The organism is Pseudobutyrivibrio ruminis (assembly GCF_015057245.1).
In the GTDB taxonomy this organism is placed as follows: Bacteria; Bacillota; Clostridia; order Lachnospirales; family Lachnospiraceae; genus Pseudobutyrivibrio; species Pseudobutyrivibrio ruminis_E.
Genome location: NZ_SVET01000002.1, coordinates 84904 through 109296 on the forward strand (window position 1 = coordinate 84904; position 24393 = coordinate 109296).

A 24393-nucleotide genomic window follows, 5' to 3' on the forward strand; every position below is an offset into this window, starting at 1 on the left:
TCAAAAACAAACTATCTCGACAGTATATTTTTCACATAATCTGTAGTCAAAATCTTATCTACAGTTCCCTGTACGTCGAGGCGCTTTGTGTTGTGTGATGTGTATGCATCAGAAGCCATTGTGTGAACCTGGCCATCTACGAAGAACTTGTCGTAGTTGAGGTCACGGCCGTCTGGAAGTACACGATAGTAGTTGCCCATATCTACGGAACGAACGCACTCTTCGTTTGTCATAAGTGTCTCGAAAAGCTTCTCGCCGTGACGTGTTCCGATAATCTTTGTGCCTGTGTCGCCGAAGAGCTGCTGAACAGCCTTTGCAAGGTCGCCGATTGTAGAAGCATCAGACTTCTGAACAAAAAGGTCACCTGGCTCGCCGTGCTCGAATGCGAACATAACAAGTGCAACTGCCTCATCAAGATTCATGAGGAAACGAGTCATCTCTGGATCTGTGATTGTGATTGGGTTACCTGCTTTAATCTGGTCGATGAAAAGAGGGATAACTGAACCACGTGAGCACATTACATTACCGTAACGTGTTGTACAGATTGTAGTCTTGCCGGCTGCAACACGAGCGTTTGCGCCGATAACCTTTTCCATCATAGCCTTTGAAATACCCATTGCATTGATTGGGTAAGCGGCCTTGTCTGTTGAAAGGCAAACAACTCGCTGAACGCCTGCCTCTACTGCTGCATGAAGAACGTTATCAGTTCCCTCTACGTTTGTACGAACTGCTTCCATTGGGAAGAACTCGCAAGAAGGTACCTGCTTTAATGCTGCTGCATGGAAGATGAAATCAACACCTGGCATAGCATCCTGCACTGAACGCATGTTACGAACATCGCCGATGTAGAACTTTACCTTGCCAGCAAGGTCTGGGTGCTCTGCCTGAAGCTGATGTCTCATATCATCCTGCTTCTTCTCGTCACGTGAGAAGATACGAATCTCCTTGAGATCAGAATCAAGGAAGTGCTTAAGAACTGTACTTCCAAATGAGCCTGTACCTCCAGTTATCATAAGTGTTTTATCTTTAAACAATTCACAATTCATCTTTTATCCTCTCTTGTCTTCATAAAAATATTGCAATATTCACTAATTTGCCTATCCATAACCCCAGCCACATCTTTCCTATTCAAATATGCTGCCGACCATTCAACAATCTTTTCCATTGCTGTTTCGACATTCCAAACAGGTTTCCAGCCAAATGTATTTTTAAGCTTACTACAATCTAGTTTGAGGAAGTTTGCTTCGTGTGGTCCACCGTCATGTTTATTAATCCATGATGCCTTACCAAATGATGTTTCTTCTGTAACTAAATTCCACTTATCGCAGAACAGCTGCACTAACTCACCTGTAGTCCAGCAATCGGCATCATCAGGTCCTACATTGTAGCTTCCTGCCAAACTCTTATCTTTATACTGAGCCTCCGCAATCATAAGATATGCCATTACAGGCTCCAGAACATGTTGATAAGGACGTGTAGAATATGGATTACGAACTACAATTTCCTGTCCCGAAGAGACAGCTCTAATACAATCAGGAATAATTCTGTCATTAGCAAAGTCTCCGCCGCCAATAACATTGCCAGCACGACATGTAGATACAGCTGGTGCATCACAACCATAAACTTTCTGGTATTCTGAATCAGTAAAGAATGAATTCTTATACGATGATGTAACTAGCTCCGAACAAGACTTTGAATTTGAATAAGGATCAAATCCATTAAGTTCTTCATTTTCACGATAGCCCCACTGCCACTCTTTGTTAAGATATACTTTATCCGTTGTTACGTTAACAAATGAACGAACGCTAGGTGTCTGTCTTACAGCTTCACAAATATTAACCGTTCCCATAACATTAGTTTCATATGTATAAACTGGATTCTTGTACGAATCGCGAACAATTGGCTGGGCAGCCATGTGAATCACAATCTCAGGCCGAATCTCTTTGAACACCTTCAACAGATGTTCTAAATCACGAATATCCCCTTCAATAGAATTCATCTGTGATGATAAATTGCATATTTCAAACAACGATGGATTTGTAGGTGCCGAAAGTGCATATCCTGTTACATCTGCACCAGCATTAATTAGCGCTTTGCACATCCATGAGCCTTTAAATCCTGTATGTCCTGTTATCAAAAATTTTTTATTTTTATAAAAATTTAGATTCATTTCAACTCCCTTTAGTAAGACTCTTTGTATTTAATATAATCCTATTCCCATCTTTTCCAAGGAGCTTTTCCCGATGCCCATAATTCTTCTAACATCTGTTTTTCTCTTTGAGTATCCATACATTGCCAAAATCCATCATGCTCATATCCCATCAATTGACCTTCTGCCGCCAATTTACGCAATGGCTCCTTTTCAAATACTGTTTCATCTCCTTCTATATATGAAAATATTTCTGGGTTCAATACCATATATCCGCCATTTATAATTGCAGCATCATCAGCTTCCTTTTCGCGAAATGATTTTATTTCTCCATTTACATCTCTTTCTAGTATTCCCTTCTGTTGTGCTAAACTTACCGTAGTAATTGTTGCTACCTTTCCATGTTTTTGATGGAATTCCAGCAATTTATCAATATCTACATCACTTACTCCATCTCCATATGTAAGCATAAATGGTTCATTTCCCAATATTTTTGCAGCCCTTTTTATTCTACCGCCAGTCATAGTATTTAAACCTGTATCCAGTACTGTGACTTTCCAGTCTTCGGCATTTTTTCTGTGTACTTCCATACTATTGTTAACCATATAAAATGTAATATCCGAATTGTACACAAAATAGTTTGCAAAGTATTCCTTTATTTTGTTTTGTTTATAACCCGCCAATATAACAAATTCTTTTATTCCATATGTCGAATAGTATTTCATTATGTGCCATAGAATAGGTTGTTCCCCTAGCTCTATCATAGGCTTCGGTTTCAAATGGCTTTCTTCTGATATTCTTGTTCCAAACCCACCTGCTAGTATTACAGCTTTCATATTCTATTCTCCCATTCTTTCTTTTTCATATTCTTCTAAATTCTTCTTAATCATCTTAAAATTATTAATTGAATCATATCCGATCTTGAATATTCGTTTTATGTTCATATAATTTTTCCCACCTTGTCGTGGTTGAAATGTCACTTCTCTATATTCCACGGACTCATTATATCTTGAAAAGCATGCTGCTAGTATAGCATTAGGTAAATTAAAGTCATCTGGCATCAATCCAATATATTTATTTACCACACAACTTCTCATTAATCTATAAGGAGCATTTGCATCAGGTACCATTACTCCAAAGAAAAACCATAAGTATGCTCTTAAAACATTCTCAACTATTTTTCTACCAAATCCATCTCCTCTTTTAACACGATTACCCATAATCACATCATTTGTTTCCCTTAGATTCCAGAACGACTTAAACTCAGATGGTAATGTCTGGCCATCTGAATCTGTTTGAAAAATCCAATCTGCACCATTCTCAATCGCATATTTATACAAAAGAATAACTTTTGTACCATGATCAGTTCCTGGTTTTGGAATAACTATAAGCTTTGGATAGACTTTCTGTAATTCATATAATATGTTTAATGTATTATCCTTAGATCCTCCATCGGATACCACCAATCTAGAATCCTCATCACCATTTTCCAGGATAGGATACCACTCTGCAACAACATTTTTAATATTAGCTTCTTCATTGTAGGTTGGCATTACAATATATAATTTATTATTCATTTATCATCCCTTCTAATTCCATTAATATCCCCCTAATTATATATACTATAATCTGATCAATAATTATCCTGTATATACTCAAAAAATATAATATTAACAGATACCTTCATACTAATGATTAATGGTGTATCTAAGCAATTAACCAATAGTATAATCATAAAATTCATTTTTTCATAACTATTCATCCAAACTAGTATTTCATATATTTCATGTTGATTGTCAAGAAAATTTGCCCCATTGGGCATGCGGACGTTTTCTTGGTCTAAGCAATTAATCCAAGAATGCGTCCGCCCCCCCCTCAATAGTTCAAATTCAGATTAGCATTTATAGCATGATTGTCCCAAAAATGAAGTCATAACCAAAAACAATATTATACCTAAACGCGAAACAATAATAAAAATTATGTATACAAATTATTGTTTTCTTTTTCTCAACATAACTCAATCTTCACTCATAAACTCTCAGCTATTTCTAATGCTTTAGCTATTCCTTGATCCATATTATAGTACTTAAAATCAGCTAATCTGCCACAGCACACTAACCCATTTATACTATCTGCTCGATTACGATATTTTTCGTACAGTTTCTTACTCTCCTCGGTTACTACTGGATAATAAGGTTCATTTTTCTCCCCACGCTTGTATGGCAATGGATATTCCACAGCATAAGTAGTTCCTTCCACTTCCTGATTTGGAAGTTTTTTGTATTCTGTAATTCTAGTAAACCCTTCTGCCTGTGGATAAGCAACAACTGGCATATCTTGAAAACTATCAATCTCATCATGTTTCCATTCAAACCTTAATGACCGATATGGCAATTTCCCGTAAATACATCCAAACAACTCATCTATAGGCCCTGTGTATATTACTTTTCCATCAATCAACTTATTATCTTTAAATAATTGATTATTCTTTATGGTTAGATGTTCTAATGCATCATAGTTTGTTTGAATAATAATATTTGGATGTGAAAGCAAGTTGTCAATTAGTTCCATATAACCCTTCCGCGGCATAGCCTGATATTTGTCACTAAAGTACTTGCTTCCATATGAGAACAGAACTGGGACTCTTTTAAAAATATCACGATCAACCTCTTCTGGTTGTATTCCCCATTGTTTTGCAGTATACGGTGCATAGTCCTTGTCATAAAGAAATTGTGCAAACTTTTTAACATATTCATCATCACAATCCAACATTTCAAGCACGGTCGCTTTATCCTTATCACCAAATGTTGCTTTGATATGTGCTTTTATTATCTCAGCTTCATTAGGGAAAAACGTATCAACTGACTGAAAATCAAAAGATGTTGGAACACATTTCCCATCCATCACTGAACCACAAACCAAATTATACTTCTCGAATTCACAGTATTCATTAACATATTTCCAAACAATATCATCATTTGTATGAAATATGTGTGGTCCATACTTATGAACATGAACCCCATAATCATCTGTATAATCATACAAGTTTCCACCTACATGATTTCGTTTTTCCCATATTTCTACTTTGTGATTTTTTTTTGCTAATTCTCTTGCTACAACACAACCAACTATTCCACTGCCTACAACATAAAACTTATTCATAATCCTCTTTTAAATCTCCCTTTATTCTATTTATTACTTGTAATATTCCCTCCTCAAAGCTTACTTTGGGTTCAAATCCAGTATCCTTTTTTATTTCTGTAAGATCAATGCATGAACTAGGAAGGATGTCACTGTTATACGGTATTTCTCCTATTCCAAGCGGAAGCTTTTCATTTATCAACTTATGAATTATTTGAATATAATTGCATAGCTTCCAATTATCGCCATGGCCAACACCATATATTTTGCCTCCTATACCTTTTTCTCCTAACAGATATAGTGCTTCTTTAACATCATCTATGTAAATATAATCCCAAAGTTGTTCTAATCTTGTAAGAGAAGGTTTTTCGCCACGTACCAACTTATCAATCGTATAATATATTACATTATTATCTCTACGATCTGGTGCATATATTCCAGTAATAATCGCATAAATAAAATCGATATCGTATTGTTTGGCGTACTCGCTACATATATATCTTGACGCAACTTTAGCAGCTCCATATGCATTATTGGGAGATGGAACTGCATTTTTACCTATTGGTTTTCCATAATATAAATATTCATTTGTAGAACCTGGGAAAATTACTTTTTTAATTTCACATTCTTTAGCAAACTTCATACACTTTATAGCCATATTAATATTTGCCATCTGAACATCAGTATCATTTCTCAATTCCGGCTTAACACCGCCCCATGCGAAATGATATAAAGTGTCAATTTGAGCTTTTTTGAACAACTCAACATGCTGCATTAAATCATTCAAATCCATACTCGTTACATGTAATAACTTGTTATCATTATATGATATATCATTTTTCGCATATACAATTGCAAAAACTTCTTTTCCTTCATCAAGTAGTTTTTGGACCATGTTTTTCCCAAGAAAGCCATCCGCTCCTGTAACCAAAACTTTTTTCATTTTTTAACTCTTTCATTATCATTCTTATTCTAAATTGATACTTAATTAATAATTCTATACCATATCCAGCAACTATTATTATGTATGGCATTATAAGACATTTATATCGACTTTGACTCTCAGACAAAATGACCATACAAAAATATCCAAATATAATCAAAGAAAGAAATATATATTCTACTTCGATGTCCCCTTCGTTTTCTTTTGCTTTCCTTATGCTTCCAACTATGGAAAGTATAGCAATAGTAACATATATTAATTCCGATATTAACCCTCCGCTATTTTCGGCCAATTTGTATAAAAAAACATCATTATTTTCTTTGTTTAAACCCACACTATATAAATAATAATGAATAGGGATATAATCATCTTGCCAAGCCCAGATTATCTTTTTAAAAAAATTAGGTATAATTCTATTTGGATTATTCTTCCAATCTTTTTTTAGAGTATCATATGCATACTCTTTCGAAGACTCGAAATCATTTCCATTATCCAAATATCTTTGATAATACAATCTTGAAATGTTACCTATATGAATTTGTCCTTCTGCCTCAGTATTTAATCCTACCAATATATAGTGTGGCGTTGCGGTTTTTGCATCTAACTCCACATTATAATAGTCGGATGTAATATCTGTAATTGTCGCATTTACCACTTTATAACTCATTATAACAAGTATGAATATACCTATCTTAAATAGTATTTCCTTATATCCCATCTCGTTAATGATAATAATTAAAATTTCACATAAAAAAAATGCAACCATTATAACTATAGAAAAAGTTTTAAATGAGCCAGATATTCCAAAACACAGCCCTGCAAGCATACACAAAACAGCTCTTCTGATACACTTTTTATCAACTTTATATTTAAGCAATAAATAAATGCCAATCGTATTAAACATTATTGCTATGAAATCCGGTGTACCTGTGAGTGTATATAAAACATTACTTGGATATAATCCATATAATACACCAATCGCAACACATACCCTTTCATTATGGAACAATTCTTTTGATATATAATACAAAAAATAGGCGGTAATTCCACTGTATAAAGCATTAAGATATAAAACAACTACGTAGCTATCTTCCAATATATTAATTACCATATTCTCGTATAATGAAAAATTCATATATGCTGGAAATAAACTATAATATGCTATATTACCTTGTTCCAAATTCCCATGGGCTCGTTCCCATGCCATTGCAAAATCTGAAAATGGGACTAAGTATTCTGAATTTAAAAAAACTATTATTACTCTAATACTAACCGCAACAAGTCCTATTATAAGCCCCTTATATATTGCATTATGGGATTCATTATTTTTTATATTTATTCGATCTATTAATTTTATAAATACTATACATAATAGTATCCATAAAACTAAACTTACCACCCCAATAAACGAAAAATTTATAGTAGGAAGAAAATAATATTCAGGCGAATGCCCCTCTATCACTTTTCCCCAGCCCCCCAGAATATAAACAACCGACAAAAAAAGCATCAGAAAAAAAGGTAACACTATAACAACATATTTATATACTCCTAATAGGATTGTTGTAATTCTTTTCATACTTTTTCACCATTTCCAAATATATTTATTATAACAATTCCCTTTATACTCCAATTTCTTGTATAATTGACTTGGAACCATCAAGATTATCCAGGAATGCATTGTTTACTATTTCTTTATCTGTCAACATGCGTATCGCTTCTTGGAGCATTTTACTCACTAATAGCTTTGTTCCTTCTTTTCTTATATCTCCTAAATACTTCATTATCCCACGCTTTTGAAAGCTTTCTGCTCCCAGCATTTGATTATCTGCAACAACATACGTAATTGTCGGTGTTTGTGTTGCACAAAGCTCATATAGTGTACTTCCAGCTGCACTAATTGCGATATCGCATTTACGCATAAGACCTACCATATCTTTAACATTTATATGTAGTTCTATATTGTCACTTTTTGCAGCCAACAATTCTATCTTTGTTCTATCACCATTCATTGCACCAATTATAATATGAAATCTATAATCTGTTTTCATGTATGATTTCATCTCAACTAATTGTCTCACTATTTCTATTGCAACATGTTCCGTATCTGCCCCTCCAGTTGAAACCAATATATTTCTAGGATTCTTCCTTACATTCCTAGGTGGTAAGTTAGTAAACTCTTTTCTTAAAGGTACATATTTTATCCCTAAGAGCATTTTGGGATATCTAGACTTTCCTTCCACGATTCTATCATCTGCATATATCTTTATATATGTATCCTTCATATCGGGGCCATAAATATTATAATTAATCAAGTAATCGCAGGGATAGGCAAACGCCATTAAATCATCAACATATACCAACTTCCCTCCATATGAATGGCAACAATTAAGCAGTGTAGTCAAATATTTTTTTGTAACATAATACGAATCAACAAAAATATATTTCGGCTTGTATTTTAGTAATTCTTCTTTTAAGTAAACAAGTTCAGACTCCATTTTCATGAAGTCTGTACCTATAACTTTATTATTTATTTTTCGCTCTACTATTGTTTTTGAAAGCTCATCTCCCGCTGTGTAGAAAACAATTTTTTCTCCCACTTCCATTGCCGCATCCGCTATACTAAGACATCTCATTATATGTCCGGCACCTATTTTAGAATTTCCATCTGCTCTGAAAAAAATCATATATAAGCCTATTTTACTTCCCTCAACAACATAAATCCTTCAGCCAATTCACAACCTACATTGCTTCCTCTATATTTACCTAATGCTCGTAATGCTTCTGGACTTCGCGGATGTGGATAAACAGTACTCTCACTTCTATAGCATGCCATACCTCTAACTTTAGCTTCTAATGTATCAGTTACATCAAAAAAAACGTTAGGACAAAATGGCTCACTGTAATTATAGTTCCATTCTGTACTGCTTGGAGTTTCAAACGTATATATTCTTTTCACACTATACTCACCAACAGGTCTGCATGCAGTTAATACAGCTTCACATGTCAAACGATGATCTATATTTAAGTCTCCATGATGATGGGTGAAGATTGTATCCGGTTGATACTTATCGACATATTTACTCACAATCTTAATGATATCCAGCAGATCCATCTCATCCATTCTATTATCTGGAAGACCACAGAACTCAATTGATGAATACCCTACTTCTAATGAAGCCGCTTTTGCATCTCTTTGTAATTCAACAAGAGCATTTTTATCTGCATCCGATCTTGTATCACTTCTAGAAGTGATACCTTCAGCCATAATTACAGCATGAGCCTCTATACCCTCATTGACTAATTTTCTAATCGTTCCGCCTAGTCCCAGCAATTCATCATCGGGATGCGCTGCGACTACTAATACTTTTTTCACTCTTTTTCCTCCACGTAGTTTACATTAGCTCTTAGTTTTCCATTAACAAGTTCAGCATTTCTATATTCTAATTTTCCATTACCATACCGTTGAAAAGCAGCAGGGTATCCCTCGCCATCAAGCATTCTTATAAAATCGTACATCTGTCTTTGACTTAAATCAGGAGGCATTTCACTTTGTTCTTGCTTTCGACGAGAAAAAGCTATACCTTCGCCCTCTTGTGGTATTGGAATAGGCTCATTTCTAATTATATCTGGTATCATTTCTTTAAACACAATATCCGAAATCTTAGTAAAGATTTCATCTGCATTTCCATTTGAAATATCTACGGGATATTTCATGTATATATCCCCTGTATCCAATCCTCTTTCCACTCTCAAAGCAGAGACCTTGGTTTTGTAAATACCTCTTACAATAAGATTCTGTAAAGGACTTCCTCCTCTTCCAAATGGTAAATCTGTCATATGAAATACTACACATTCAAAATTTTCATATATTTCCTGTGGAATAATCCATGACCAATGTGGAAAAAATACAAATCTTGGATTAAGCTCGCGTAATCTCTCGTATGTTAATTCAGATTTATCTGTTATCAAATAAAACTTATGACTCTCGTCATCTACGCAGTATTGCTGGAATCTTTTAATATTCCAAGATTTAATAGTAGCTACTACATAATTATTCATATCTACAATTCCATTTCATAACATCTATACTTTTCAAAAAAGCCATTCTTTTCGAAACATTGTGCTGATGGACCATTTTCTGGCTTTACCTTACCAATAAGATTTTTAGCGTTTGGAAAAACCTCTTTAGCTTTTTCTTTTGATAGTTCGAGAATGATTGTGCCATAGCCACCTTTTCTTTTTTCAGGAGCTACACTATAGTCTATTTCAACAGATTCTTCTATTTGTGATAACCTCAATTGTCCAACTGGAATATTATCATGCATTAATATATATTGATGCTGTGTGCCATCCAATAGCAATTCTGAATACCAGATAACATGGGATTCATACTCTATTGGCTCAGAGTTAAATGCATTTTTTCTTACTGTTTCATCATTGGCCCATCTATATATTAAATCGCAATCTTCTTTGTCTGCATCCCTTAAATAAATATTTCCCTTAAAATGCTTATTTTCATCTCTCATTTACTTTTCTATTGACTCCCAATCAATTGGAGTTCCCCTACTTATATCAACCGCTGCTTTTTTCCCTTGGATATCACTATAATACTTTGGTTTCAGACCATTTCCTGGTCGAATCACCCTAGTATTTTCACTGGTGAAAGCCTCTCCGGACTTGATATCCTTTATAGCAAATATACTACGTCTAAAAACAGTTGAAGATTTTTCTCCTTCAGTAAGCTCATAACATGGTCCTTGCGCAATAAGTTTTGCATTTTTAACATCCTGAACCATCTGTGAAAAATCCTCCATAGTCATGCTAAACTTTGAATCTGCACTTTCAACACCGTCTAGCATAACATGTTTTTCAACAACACAGGCGCCAAGAGTAACCCCCACAACAGCACCAAGACTTCCAGCACTATGATCTGAGAGACCGATTGGTAATCCAAATCGCTCTGCCATATCTGGAATATTGTTTAAATGCATATCTGCCCAAGGTGCAGGATATTCACTACAACATTTCAACAAAACAATCTGATTATTTCCAGCTCTATGACATGCATCAATGGCATCCTGAATTTCTTCTAATGAAGCCATTCCTGTCGACATAATCATCGGCTTGCCTTTAGAGGCTGTATATTCTATCAATGGAGTATCCACCAACTCAAAGCTCGCTATTTTATAAGCCTCAATTCCAATTGATTCTAAGAAATCAGCACCATCTTTATCAAATGGTGTTGATAGGAAATCCATTCCACACTTTTCGCATTCAGCCTTAATAGTAGCTTGCCATTCATAAGGTGTGCCCGCTTCCTGATATAAATCATATAACTTATATCCATCCCAAAGACCACCTTTTATTTTAAAATAATCATTATCACAGTCTATTGTCATAGAATCAGCTGTATATGTCTGTATTTTTAGGCAATCAGCCCCAGCCTTTGCTGCTTCACGCACTATTTTCAATGCATTTTCCAATGAACCTCCATGATTGGCGCTCATCTCAGCAATTATATATGCCTCGTCATTATTAATTTTTTCAAATATATGGAACATTTATACCTCTTCTAACTATGCAACATGCTATACTTTATCTCAGCTAATTTCCAATCAGTCTCAGTGTCTATATCTTGAACCTCAATATCATTTAATACAAAAGGCGTACATGCACCTCCTATTAATGATTTATTATTAACCAAACTCTCTATTTTTGAAAAATAAAACTGTCCCGCATCATGATATATTTTGTCTAAATCCTGTGAACGGCTTTTTTCGTACTCAGGCCATTTATACTTTAGACTATTGTCTACAATACAAAATCCTCTAAGCGGTGGGTAAGAAAATTCAACTACAGGGATTAAGCTTTCACTGTTGCTTTCAATAAACTTTTGATATGCATCTCTTAATTTATCGCTTGTCACGAATGGTGCTGTCGGATATATACAGCATAAATTGTCAAAATGCTTTCCTTTTTTATTGTACTCTTCTATAACTTCTAACAATACATCGGCAGTGGTTGCATAATCATTTGACGTTTGTTCACTACGCATAAACGGTACAATAGCTCCATATTGTTGAGCGATGTCGGCTATCTCGCCATCATCTGTGGAAACCATTACTTCATCAAATACTTTGCTATTAATTGCCGCCTCAATACTGTATGCAATAATTGGTTTACCACAGAATTCCTTAATATTTTTACGTGGAATTCTTTTAGAACCACCCCTGGCAGTTATAATTGCTATACAACTCATTTTCTATAATTCTCCACAACTTTTTTTACCGCACTTATTACATCATGTACATCTCTATCTGTCATCTTTGGATAAAGCGGAATACTCATGATTCCTTCGTAAATCTTTTCAGCATTTGGACACAACCCCTTCTTATATCCCAAATGCTGATAATATGGGAACCAATATACAGGTACATAATGAATCTGAGGTTGCACATTCTCTGCAGACAACGCATCGAAAAATTCTCGTCTAGTGCAAGTAAGCTTATCTAAATCAAGTCGAATAATATATAAGTGTCTACATGTGTCTGATTCAGGTATTTCCTTCTGAACTATTATCTCTGGAATCTCTGCAAAAGCCTCATTGTACTTTTCTACAATTTCATGTCTTCTAGCTTTAAAAGCTTCTAGCTTCTTCATCTGACTTACTAACAAAGCTGCCTGAAAATCTGTCATTCTGTAGTTATAACCTAATGAAATCTGCTCATAATACCAAGGTCCCTCATGTGGTGCGCCTTCCATCATCTCTTCATCATGAGTAATACCATGTGTATGAGCTAATACAAGCTTTTTATATAGCTCATCGTCATTTGTGAGAATAGCTCCACCTTCACCTGCTGTAATTGTTTTAACTGGGTGGAAAGAAAAACATGTCATATCTGCAAGACTGCCAACAGGCTGTCCATTGTATTTTGTACCAATTGAATGAGCTGCATCTTCGATAAAAATAAGATTATGCTTGTCACATATCTCACGTATTTCTCTAATCTTTACTGCCTGTCCAGTAAAATCTACAGCAACTACAGCCTTTGTTTTTTCTGTAATATGTTCCTCTATGCTTTTAGGGTCAATATTATATGTATCTGGATCAACATCAGCAAACACTGGTCTTGCTCCACAATACAATGCACAGTTAGCTGATGCAGCAAATGTTAAAGGTGTTGTAATTACTTCATCACCCTCACCAATTCCTGCAGCCATACAAGCGCAATGAAGAGCAGCTGTTCCGTTTGATACAACAACTGCATGCTTTGCTGTTGTATATTTTTCTAATTCTCTTTCTATTTCATCAACTTTAGGACCACATGTAATAAATGGTCCTGTTAATGTTTCAACTACTGCCTGAACATCATCATCGTCAATGTTCTGACATCCATAAAATATTTTTTCTTTTCTGGTTGGGAAACCACCTTTTATTGCTAAACGTTCCATCTCTTATCCTCCAAATAATCATAATAAAGTCTATTTAACGTTAAAAACTAACTTAATAAAATTAACACTTCTTTTAAATATTTTTGATTTTTTATAAATTAAACATATTCCTATTACCGAACATAATATACTAATAATCCCTTTAATAAACAAATACTTCCATCCATTTCCAGATATTTTACTTGTAACTAGATAGGTGGTTGAGGATATAATCACCATCACAGCATAATATTGTATTTGTTTCACATAAAAATAAACAGGACTCTTATTGAAATATTTTTTAAAAATAACTATACATTGCCATATTAATCCAAATACAAAAGTAGAAAACAAAGTGGCAAATATAATTCCCTCGATACCAAATATTTTGCCCAGAATTATATTCAGGGATAGATTTGTTACCGTGCTGGATATATATATCCATCTTAAATCCCACCATGAACCAGTTCCAGATAGATAAAGAAAATATGCATTGCCTGAAACACTAATTACAAACCATAAACATATAAATATAACATCAATTAGCGGTAATAAAAGCGTTTTTCCCATCCATATTTCCATAAAGGGTTGGTATAATGAAAACATACATGTTACGCAAATCGTAGACAGCATTGCAAATAGGAACTGCCATAATAACATATCGTTATAGTTTTTTTCTACAGATTCTTTTGCAATACTATTCCCCACACTAGCCTGCATCGATGACCTTAGCATTAATATTATATTTAACACACCATTAACGACAACTAAATAATTATTATATTTTGCCACTGATTCTAGGCCTACAAACATCGATAATATGATACTATCTAGCGTCGTATAAGTTATGCTGCTTATATTACATATTAATAACCCTTTAACTCTTTCCACAATACTTTTTTTTGTACTATTATCAATATCTCCCTCGCATTTATATTGAGGAAATAGTTTTTTTGATATTATCTCAACTGCTATATTTCTACACGCTGTGCCAATAATAGCAGCAACTACGTATGCATAAAAACTTTTAAATATTATTATTGATATAATTTGCAACGAGTATTCTATAATAACAACTACAAGATATGCAAGTTTTTCTAAATCAATTCTTTGAAGCCCTTCAATCAATGATGCTTTATATGCAAACATCCAATAACTTATTGATGTATTTAACAAATATAAAAAGAATAGGAAATATATATTTATGCTGTGTGGATAACTTCCATTAATAATAGTGGGTATAAACGGCATTATTACTAAGCCTACCACAAGGATAACCACTCCAATTCTAGTATATACTTTCCTATAAAACGCCAATAGCGAATTTACTTTCCTCACATCATTATCCGCTATTGGTTTGTACATGTTGTAAACAATAGCTCCTGAAAATCCTAGTTCTGCCATATTCAATATTTGCAATATCGAAGCAAACAAACTAGACAACCCCAGATATTGCTCACCTAGACACTTCACAATCATTGTTCTAGATATAAACTGAAACAACATAATTACTGCAGAATATAAATACGATACAATAATATTTCTTTTAGTATTTTTAATTCTTGATTCATTCATTTCCATTTTATCTTAACACTTTTCTTAAAATCTCTTGTTCTATCTCTGATAGTATATTGGTATTTCCATGACCCTCTGAAATTATATTTTTTCTGGCTTCATCCACATTAAATTTCGAGAAAATCATTATTTTCTTCATCGCATTAAAAAGATTTTTTACATCATCTTTTGATAGAAAAATATCTCCTCCCCAAAACCGATAATACAATTCTTTTTGTTTAATCATTTGCTCATCAGAAAATATTCCATTTTCTGTCTCAAACGCAAATCTAAACTCATCCAAATAACCATTTTTATATTTTGAAGAATCTATTTCTTTTGTATATAAAATGAATTTCTTATCCATCTCCAAAACATAGCCAATATTGGTTCCTATATCGTTACCTATGACTGTGTCTGACAATTCAATTATCGTTTTCAATCTCCTTATAAAATTATAGTCCCCCCTAAACCCAGCAGACACGATTTTACAACCGTACTTGGTATACTTTTTTATATCATCATCCATTAAATCATTCCAATATACACACGCAACAATTGAATCATACTTATTTGCATAGTTAGCATAGACCCACTCTAAAAAAGAGTCTCCCTTACTTCGATTATTATCACATTCATAAGAATGGCTCGGAAATAATAATAACGTTTTTCCCCATTTTTTCTTTATTGCTTGAATTTTTTCATCTGAATAATAATAACTGGCATATTTTGTATATGCACCTATACATAAACAGGGAATACCACTATTAACACTCTTAACATCATTGATTCTCTCTTGACCTTGACTTGTATAACAAACTATATCATTATTCAAAACCAATTTCTGTTTTGAAAATCTAATTCCATGTTCTATTTCCCCTATATAAGGTATAATCCATTCTTTCATTCCTGCAAACTTCAACATTTCCTTATAATAACCATAAAAATATGACCATACATAATCTCCTGGAACTGCCAAAGAATAATCTGCATGAATATACTTCCTTAATATTTTTAAATATCCCTCAAGATTCAAAATAGAATCTTTTCTACTCATTTTTTTTACGTCTATCGTAAATTTCCAATACTCTGGCATTTTCATCAAACAATACCATCTAGTTAATCCCTGATAAACTATATTCTTATTTCTTGTTTTTAATCTACTTTTTCTCATATATTTCTTTGTATATTTTGATAAGTTTTTCATTATTAATTATTCTATCATGAGTATTTCTAGCTTTCTGGACACTATTTTTCGAAATATAATTAGTCCTTTTAGTATCGCTAAAAATATCTATTACATAATTAGCCAACATCTCCACCGAACTAGATTGGTACAAATACCCTTCCTTGCCATGATCGAGCAAATCCATTGTACCTCCAACATAGGAAGCGACAATAGGGCATCCCAACATCATAGCTTCACAAATTGAATTGGAAGAATTCTCTATAGTAGATGAACTAACAAAAACATTTGCTCTCAGGTATTCCTCTTTCATCTCTTCTGCCGATAACAGCCCTCTAAATTTTATGTGATTCTCTAAATCATACTTATCTATTAAATGCAATAAGTATTCTTGATATGATGCCAGCTTTAATCTACTAATTCCTCTATTCTTAGTTACATCATATCCTGTTGTTACAATTTGAGTTTCAGGATACTCCTGTAAAATTAAAGGCATTGCTTGTAATAAATAATGAAATCCCTTTACTGGGTATGAGCACTGGCTTGCAAAAATAGAATATGGAGTTTTACTCTCTTGACTCCATTGCCCCTCATAAAAACAACTCCTTAAATTTTCATTACATTTATGATAGGTTAAGTTTTTATTTATCTGAAATACACATGCCTTATCCCATTCTGTTCTCCCAATTACATGTCTTACTCTTTTTAATAATTCTATTTCATACTCTGCTCTTTTATTAAAATCTTCTATACCGTCTTTTATACATGTCCTAAAAAGATAATCAACAGGCATTTTTCTATTTATTATTTTGTAAGGAACACCTTCTGCATAATGCTTCCTAATAACCGACACTAACCCCTGTATACTAACCACACATTTATCTATACACCCAAGCTCTTCTATAATTTTGACGCATTCCAAACTATGCTTGTATTCTGTTCCCCAAATATGATAAATATCATATTGTTGTTTATGTAATACGTTATATAATTTTCCTACAGCATTTTTTTCCGTAAATCCAAAGTATTCTACAGCACCTGTATTGCCCTCAACATTTACATTATTGCTATAACATATTGTCAAATCACATTTATCCGATATAAATCTTGATGTTGAGTCTAACCACCCTCCGAATGAATTAATGTTTCCTCCAAAAGATTCCGTCACTATTGGCGGTTCTATATTACATAACCAAAATACTTTTAACTGAGACATATTTATTATTCCTTCTCAAATATCTTAAAAACAATCCTTATCATTCACTTTTAATCGATAACACAGTATCAATATTATTACTATATAAATAATATTTTCCATTTTTTGTTTGTAGAACAAAATCGATATTATCTATCATTTCATCAATTTCTTCGTCAGTAATGTAATAATCAACAGTATCGACCGTGTATATAGAACCATAAATTGGTTCTCTCAAATTTAATTCATCCCATTTTATTTCATTCTGCTTGTCTTCTACTATTTCATCCAAATATTTATATTCAAGCGCTATTAGATTATCAGTTATTAAATATGTATTAAGCGCTCCTGCTTCTTCTCCACCCTTATCACTTGTCAGATACATAACAATACTTGAATCTAATTTATTATCTTCAATATATTCATTGATTTCTACTATATCACTAATTCGAGAAAAGTCAGTTTTATTGCATGCATGGATTGTATAAATCCCCATCACAAAATTAAAGGTTTGGAGAAATAGCATCAGCCCAAATACAATGTTAACTCTCATATTATCTTTTTGTCTTAAGTATACACAAATACCTACAGAATATATTACTACAGTAACTATTACTTCCGGATATATTTGAATAATGTTTGTTATCTTTATAAATGGTTCCTTCAAAGGATTTATAACATATTGAAATGCTTCTAAATAATTTAATGAGAAGCATTCTGTAGCGGCATGATCTATCCCCTTGTATATCAAGGCTATGCCAACTATAATTGCAAAATAAATAAATCTTTCTTTATTTTTATCAATTGGAAAAGTCTTTCTTTTATCAAAAGTATAAAATGTTATCGGTAATAATAACCCCACACATGATATCAAGTATCTTAGATGCTGTCTTGGAATTGTCTTACCGTAATCCTCTTTTACAGTAATAGTTAAACATATAACAAATGTTTCACCAACTATTAACAAAATCGCAAACAACAATGCCAGTTTTGCCTCTTTGTCCATCGATTTCCAGCACAACAATGGACGTATTAAAAACACAATACCCACTGCTAAAAGTACCGATAATAAGTAATAAATATAGCTATATAAGAAATATCCTATTCTATTTCCAAACACATCTACGCCTGTACCAACTGCCGCATTATAAGTGACAAAATCACTTGGTCGCTCTGTGTAACTCCCAACCAATAATTTCGTAAATAAATCATTAAATAATATGTTTAATAACACATATACTGCCACGCTTATTATTATAAATATGCATCTTTTTCGAATACTTCGGTTTTCCCCTAATTTCATTAAATGAATATAACAAATATCAAATATCTGTGCCCCTATCCATGCCAAGAGAACACAAATTCCCACCTCTTTACACATATATAGTAAGAATGACACAATTGAAAACAATATATAGATTTTTATGCTCGACTGTTTGAAAGACACGATTGCCAAATAATAGGTAAGTAAAGATAGCGGAAAATATAAAACCTCGCTCATGAATGTCCCAGCAAACACCATATCTGGAAAAACCATAATTATTAAAACTATGTACCATCTATAATTTCTAGCAACATTTAATTCTTTTGCTATAGCATAAATCAATATACTCGAAGTAGACATAATGAAGCAATTAATTACATTTACTACGAGAACCCTTAGAACAACATCATCAATAAAAAAGGCTGGAGATATTAACATTGGATACATAATTTTTTTAAATTGATAAAAAACTCCGTTTAGTGAAATAGTTCCACTCCATATTCCCTTAGCATATGCATAATATAATAATTCATCTCCATATGTAGATATACGAGATCTAAAACCTGTTAATAAAAACAAAACTATTGTCCATATAATAATAACAGCTCCTAGTAATAAATAATCGTATCTTTCATTAAGTGCTATGCTATTTTTAATATTTCTAAAAAAATTTCTATTCACTCTTTGTTTCCTTAACTTATATCCGCGTAATAACTAATCATTAAAAGCAATCATATTTAAACATATATACTAAACCAATTCCTTCTCTATTATTTCCGTCACAAATTTTATAGTACACTGCTCAAATAGTTTCAAAATATCACTTTTATCACATATCAATCCTTTTTTTGTTTCGACAAACTTGCAAAAATCGCAAAGATAATCACTATATGTATCAGTATATAATGTATATGAATACTCATAATTTTCTACATATTTTAGTGTTGGACAATTATGAATCTGACACAAATTCAATATAGGCTTTCCAGTATTTATACAATCAAATAATTTACTTGGCACCTGATTATATGTTGTATTATTGTAACAAATTAAAAAATCGGCCTCTTGCATCGCTTGTTGTATTTGAGTTTTATCTAAGCAGCCAAGATCAATCACTCGATTGTTTATTTTATTTGAGTATTTTAATATTTCATATGAATTATGGCCGGCAACATACAACATATAATTGTCAGGTAGCTTTTCAAATAACCTCACTAATTTTTCCGGATTCCGAATATCTGGATAAAATGTTCCTGGGTGAAGAAAAGCAATTTCACCTTGTTTATTAGATATTATTCTTTTATCAGTTTTCTTATTTACTCTACTTTCATCATTTATAAGAGGGAATTCTATTGTAACTATTCTATCTGATAGTTTTTTCATTTCTTCATTTTTTATCAAGTCCATTTTTATCAAATCCGTAGTAAAGACCCTAAAACATCTTTCTATAACATCTTTTTCATCGATTAACCTCTTATTTTTTTTCTTTTTAGGGAGCATAGAATTATAAGCATATGGATCTAAGCTAATAAGACATTTGTACTTCACACCACGTACTTGCGAAACTAAACGCGAAATATCAAATGGGAATGATACTCCTATTACTACATCTATATTTTCGCTTTTGCAGAACTGCTCTATTCTTCTAATCCATTTTTTTTTCAAAGCAAAACTTCCTAATGAATATATCAGGTAATTAACCATATAGTTAGGATAATGTATGCAGTACATAATCTTAGTGATTGAGTCCATACTTAACCAATCTATTGTTTCTCTTTGCAATATAAACTTTTGCGTTCTATTATCTTGAACTATAAATTTCTTGTTGAAGATATTATCATTATCTGCAACATCATTTGTTACATTTAGAAAATATCCCGCATCAACTATGTGATTCATTCTTTTTAACTGGCTTGCAATCAATTTCGTTATATTAGCATTTGCACTATTTTTTTGTGCTTCAAATATAAATAGTATCTTCATTCTTCTTCCAATCTATATGATGATTTTCCCTTATTCTGAAACGGAATCTTTTTAAGTATTCTATCCGGTAACATTGATACTAATACACGCATAATATATCTAAAATAATTCTCACCATAATCTATTTCCACTTCTATTTTTTTACAATTCTGTGTTTTTATATAAACACTTAATAGCCTTTCTGCTATAAACGCACAGTATCTTTTATGATACTTTTCTCTTTCTTCAACATCACCAACACGTTTTTTTAATTCAAACATTATTGGAAAAATCCAATCACAATATTTTTCAAATTCTTCTTTACTCGTAACAAACATATTTGCTGCATTACATACTCTCAAATCAGAAGAACCATCACAATTATATAAATTCACCCATGATTTATAGTATCGAGGATATTTCTCATATAGTATCTCTTTTATGACATCAATATCATCAGGATAATCATGTGCTATTGCCTTTACTCCTTTTTTTACTATCCACAATCTTTCATATTGATTCTTTTTGAATAATTTTTTTATTTTTGATGACGATATTCTTAACCGCTTATTGTAATGATAAAATCCCACTATATCACAATCGTTTAGTTTTACATTTTTCCATATCCAATATAATCCCGTCATTTCTGCCATATATGGGTTTTCTTTTGAAATAGAATCTCCTGTAGAATCTTTCAGATTATATATATAATTATCTCTTAAATCTGCTCCGACCTCTATTGGAATACCTTCCCACTTTTTCTTTAATGGTATGCCAAATGTAGATATATATATTTTTAAATCACTCATTATTATCTTTTCTCATTTTTTACATATTATATTTAACAATATTTCCAACCCACTCTTTAATGTAGCGTTTCTTGTTAAAAAATACATTCTTTCAACATAATAAACTATATTCATTTTCCAGGTGGAATTCACTCGGCAGGTATTTTTAACTACTATTCTATAATTACAGTCTATTTCTTTTAAAAAATCAGCATCTATGGCATTACGCCTTATTTGAAAGACAAAATTTGAGCCAATCATATATCCAAATATTCTATTAATAACATTTTCATTATTCTTTAAATATTTGCATTCCTTCATTTGTTCATATACTGTCTTCTCTTCTTCCCACCATCTTTTCAAATTAATAAAATTAATTTTCGATAAAGAATTCTCCGTGAGCCTATTATAGTTATATGTACACGATCCAATAGTTTTAATTGTCTCGGTATATTTGAAAACTTCTAATATAAACGAAAAGTCCTCCGCATACATACGTCCTACTGGATAACTAATGTTATTGCTATTTATAATATCTTTTTCAAATAATTTATTGCATGGCGAACCAACCACAGGGTCCACCCCCCATTTATCTATTATTTTATAAAATTGATTGTAATAATATTTGCGATTTGAGGGCTTTTTATTTACTACAGAATTCTCATAGATTTCTTTATATCCACATATCACTATTTGTCCATCTTGATCATGTGCATTAATTAAAGATTCAATATGATTACAATCTAACCAATCATCCGCATCAACAAACACTATAAATTTTCCATTTGCCGACTTGATACCATTGTTTCTAGCAGCCGCAGCTCCTGCATTTTGTTGGTTTATTATAAAAACACTCTCGTTTTTAAATCTCTCACAAATATTTCTAGAAGAATCAGTTGACCCATCATTTACCAAAATCAACTCTATATTTTTATATGATTGCTCCAAGATACTATGTATACACCTATCTAAATACTTTTCAGCATTATAAAAAGGCACTATAACACTAACTAAATCATCCATAATCCACTTACACCAATAAAAACATTCCTATATTTTTTATTAACCCAGTCTTTCGATATTTGTTTTTAACAAACAAATACTTCCTCATAAAAAATGATTGTTCTTCTATTGTTGAAAAAATATTCAAATACTCAACTCTATCTTTGTCCAATAAATCGTTGTACTGGTTCAAAAAGAAACTACCTTGTTTAAAAATCGCATATAACATTTGACGTTGATTATCTAAATTGTTCACATTTTGTAAAACATACTTCCACAAACTTATGCTTCCCACTGCATTATTTCCGTGTTGCCTATACTTTAGTAATGGCTCATCTATATAAATAACTTTACCAAATGCCGACGCAATAAGCCCAATCCACCAATCATGCATACGTATTTCTGATGAATAATCTTTAAGATAATCTTTTGTAGATTTGTTAAAAATAACGGAACAACCTAGTAATTTGTTTTCCATTAAGATTTGTTCAAAAGATAAAGCCTCTGAATTTAGCCTTTCGTTCTTTTGAAATGACGGATAGAGCAAATCTAGTTTTTCATCTACTATTTCAGCATCGGAAAAAGCCGCTATAGCCATGTTGTTACCAGCTTTTAATTCTGCATTCTTTATAATATCTAGACTTTTTTTTATTTTCTCTGGTTTCCAATAATCATCCTGATCGCAAAACATATAATACTTGGCATCTATAGCCTTTGTCCAATAAAGAAAATTTTTTACAACCTTCATATTTTCTTTATTTTCATGAATTATAATCTTGCTAGGATAGAACTCTCTATACTTTTCAGCTATAGCTATTGTTTTATCAATAGAACAATCATCACATATATGCAATACAAAATCTTTATATGTGTTATTCATTATTGATTCAATCTGTTCGGCTATATATTTTTCGCCATTATATGTGCACATTATTATGGCTACATTTTCCATAGGTAAACATATCCTCTTTGTTTTACTCTCTCTATAATTGATTTGATTTTTCACTTTCCTTATATTTTTTAACTAGGAACTTTGCAATCTTCTCTGGCCAAAATTTTCTATACATCTCATAATCTTCTGCACTACGACCAGTTTCCTGGATTGTGGCTGTTGTTTCAGAATCTGCATGTATTCTATGGGCCATCAATGGTTCTTTGCAATATAGAAAATCACCTTCTAACCATGAATATCTCTCCCAAGCTTCCCAGTCCTCATTAGTTCGAAAATGATTTAAGAATAACGGACTTGGTAAATTATCAACTGCATATGAAACGGAAGGACAGCATATAGGTGAACCTAATGATAGAATTCTTCGTCTAACCCATTTAGAACCTTGCAGAGCTTTAATCCGAAGTGGTAATAGCATTACACGTTTTATATTTAAGAGCTTATTACTCTTTACATATATATCATTCCTAATCTCCCAATAATCAGTAAAAAATATAAGTGGTTTACTGGATTCTTCAAATGCTTCCACTGCTTTTTTTGCATAGTTTTCAAAATAAATATCATCCTGATGTGCAATTGTAACTAAAGGTGTTTTTGCACAACTTATAGCATACATCCAATCTTGGGTTATTCCAGTTTCACCATCATTTATAAATAAAGGTATATTATTTTTTTTGCATAAATCATTTATATGCTCATTAGGTGTCGATGTGGCTAATATTACATTACTTTTTTCGGTCTGATTTAAAACCGAAGTTATGCATTCTTCTAAAAATTGACTCTCACCATAAGCGCATATAACAAATGTATGTTTATTCATCTTTATAAT

The 24393-nt window shown here is 32.4% G+C and carries 23 protein-coding genes; all 23 read right to left on the reverse strand.

What is annotated here, in order from left to right:
- Positions 1-11: 11 nt before the first annotated feature.
- The 23 genes from E7274_RS02480 to E7274_RS02590 all read right to left on the reverse strand — a co-directional run bounded on the left by E7274_RS02480 (position 12) and on the right by E7274_RS02590 (position 24384).
- A complete protein-coding gene (locus E7274_RS02480) occupies positions 12-1046 on the reverse strand; it encodes a polysaccharide biosynthesis protein (protein ID WP_304173438.1) in 1035 nt (344 codons plus the stop codon).
- On the reverse strand, positions 1043-2170 hold the full coding sequence (gene rfbG / locus E7274_RS02485) for a CDP-glucose 4,6-dehydratase (protein ID WP_304173440.1): 1128 nt from the start codon (positions 2168-2170) through the stop codon (positions 1043-1045). The genes E7274_RS02480 and rfbG overlap by 4 nt, the downstream gene beginning before the upstream one ends.
- Before the next feature lie 41 nt (positions 2171-2211).
- Complete coding sequence (rfbF, locus tag E7274_RS02490) at positions 2212-2985, reverse strand: glucose-1-phosphate cytidylyltransferase (RefSeq protein WP_304173442.1); 774 nt, start codon at positions 2983-2985, stop codon at positions 2212-2214.
- Between the two features lie 3 nt (positions 2986-2988).
- Positions 2989-3726, reverse strand: a complete 738-nt coding sequence (locus E7274_RS02495) for a glycosyltransferase family 2 protein (protein WP_304173443.1) — start codon at positions 3724-3726, stop codon at positions 2989-2991.
- Between the two features lie 451 nt (positions 3727-4177).
- On the reverse strand, positions 4178-5311 hold the full coding sequence (glf, locus tag E7274_RS02500) for a UDP-galactopyranose mutase (protein ID WP_304173445.1): 1134 nt from the start codon (positions 5309-5311) through the stop codon (positions 4178-4180).
- On the reverse strand, positions 5304-6233 hold the full coding sequence (locus E7274_RS02505; RefSeq protein ID WP_304173447.1) for an NAD-dependent epimerase/dehydratase family protein: 930 nt from the start codon (positions 6231-6233) through the stop codon (positions 5304-5306). Before E7274_RS02505 ends, glf begins: the two co-directional genes overlap by 8 nt.
- Positions 6166-7809, reverse strand: coding sequence for a glycosyltransferase family 39 protein (locus E7274_RS02510; protein ID WP_304173449.1), 1644 nt, complete (start codon positions 7807-7809; stop codon positions 6166-6168). The genes E7274_RS02505 and E7274_RS02510 overlap by 68 nt, the downstream gene beginning before the upstream one ends.
- Positions 7810-7852: 43 nt before the next feature.
- Positions 7853-8917, reverse strand: a complete 1065-nt coding sequence (pseG, locus tag E7274_RS02515; protein ID WP_304173451.1) for a UDP-2,4-diacetamido-2,4,6-trideoxy-beta-L-altropyranose hydrolase — start codon at positions 8915-8917, stop codon at positions 7853-7855.
- Positions 8918-8925: 8 nt separating this feature from the next.
- Complete coding sequence (locus E7274_RS02520) at positions 8926-9606, reverse strand: PIG-L deacetylase family protein (protein WP_304173454.1); 681 nt, start codon at positions 9604-9606, stop codon at positions 8926-8928.
- Positions 9603-10292, reverse strand: a complete 690-nt coding sequence (locus E7274_RS02525; protein ID WP_304173456.1) for a formyltransferase family protein — start codon at positions 10290-10292, stop codon at positions 9603-9605. Before E7274_RS02525 ends, E7274_RS02520 begins: the two co-directional genes overlap by 4 nt.
- Positions 10293-10294: 2 nt before the next feature.
- Complete coding sequence (locus E7274_RS02530; protein WP_304173457.1) at positions 10295-10759, reverse strand: GNAT family N-acetyltransferase; 465 nt, start codon at positions 10757-10759, stop codon at positions 10295-10297.
- Positions 10760-11794, reverse strand: a complete 1035-nt coding sequence (pseI, locus tag E7274_RS02535; protein ID WP_304173460.1) for a pseudaminic acid synthase — start codon at positions 11792-11794, stop codon at positions 10760-10762.
- An 11-nt stretch (positions 11795-11805) separates the two neighbouring features.
- Positions 11806-12492 carry a pseudaminic acid cytidylyltransferase gene (gene pseF / locus E7274_RS02540; protein ID WP_304173461.1) on the reverse strand — a complete coding sequence of 229 codons (687 nt, stop codon included), beginning with the start codon at positions 12490-12492 and terminating at the stop codon, positions 11806-11808.
- Positions 12489-13685: a UDP-4-amino-4,6-dideoxy-N-acetyl-beta-L-altrosamine transaminase gene (gene pseC / locus E7274_RS02545; RefSeq protein ID WP_304173463.1), complete on the reverse strand. Its 1197-nt coding sequence runs from the start codon at positions 13683-13685 to the stop codon at positions 12489-12491. Before pseC ends, pseF begins: the two co-directional genes overlap by 4 nt.
- Positions 13686-13715: 30 nt before the next feature.
- Positions 13716-15245 (reverse strand): lipopolysaccharide biosynthesis protein, encoded by a 1530-nt coding sequence (locus E7274_RS02550; protein ID WP_330598806.1) that lies wholly within the window; start codon positions 15243-15245, stop codon positions 13716-13718.
- Between the two features lies 1 nt (position 15246).
- Entirely contained in the window at positions 15247-16425 is a 1179-nt protein-coding gene (locus E7274_RS02555; protein WP_304173465.1) for a hypothetical protein, read from the reverse strand.
- Positions 16379-17620 carry a glycosyltransferase family 4 protein gene (locus tag E7274_RS02560; RefSeq protein ID WP_304173467.1) on the reverse strand — a complete coding sequence of 414 codons (1242 nt, stop codon included), beginning with the start codon at positions 17618-17620 and terminating at the stop codon, positions 16379-16381. Before E7274_RS02560 ends, E7274_RS02555 begins: the two co-directional genes overlap by 47 nt.
- A 40-nt stretch (positions 17621-17660) precedes the next feature.
- Positions 17661-19544, reverse strand: coding sequence for a hypothetical protein (locus tag E7274_RS02565; RefSeq protein ID WP_304173469.1), 1884 nt, complete (start codon positions 19542-19544; stop codon positions 17661-17663).
- A 69-nt stretch (positions 19545-19613) separates the two neighbouring features.
- Entirely contained in the window at positions 19614-20846 is a 1233-nt protein-coding gene (locus E7274_RS02570; RefSeq protein WP_304173471.1) for a hypothetical protein, read from the reverse strand.
- Positions 20843-21634, reverse strand: a complete 792-nt coding sequence (locus tag E7274_RS02575) for a DUF4422 domain-containing protein (RefSeq protein ID WP_304173472.1) — start codon at positions 21632-21634, stop codon at positions 20843-20845. Before E7274_RS02575 ends, E7274_RS02570 begins: the two co-directional genes overlap by 4 nt.
- A gap of 12 nt (positions 21635-21646) precedes the next feature.
- Positions 21647-22636: a glycosyltransferase family 2 protein gene (locus tag E7274_RS02580; RefSeq protein ID WP_304173474.1), complete on the reverse strand. Its 990-nt coding sequence runs from the start codon at positions 22634-22636 to the stop codon at positions 21647-21649.
- Between the two features lie 7 nt (positions 22637-22643).
- A complete protein-coding gene (locus E7274_RS02585; RefSeq protein WP_304173476.1) occupies positions 22644-23567 on the reverse strand; it encodes a glycosyltransferase family 2 protein in 924 nt (307 codons plus the stop codon).
- Positions 23568-23598: 31 nt separating this feature from the next.
- Positions 23599-24384 carry a glycosyltransferase gene (locus tag E7274_RS02590; RefSeq protein ID WP_304173478.1) on the reverse strand — a complete coding sequence of 262 codons (786 nt, stop codon included), beginning with the start codon at positions 24382-24384 and terminating at the stop codon, positions 23599-23601.
- Positions 24385-24393: the final 9 nt, after the last annotated feature.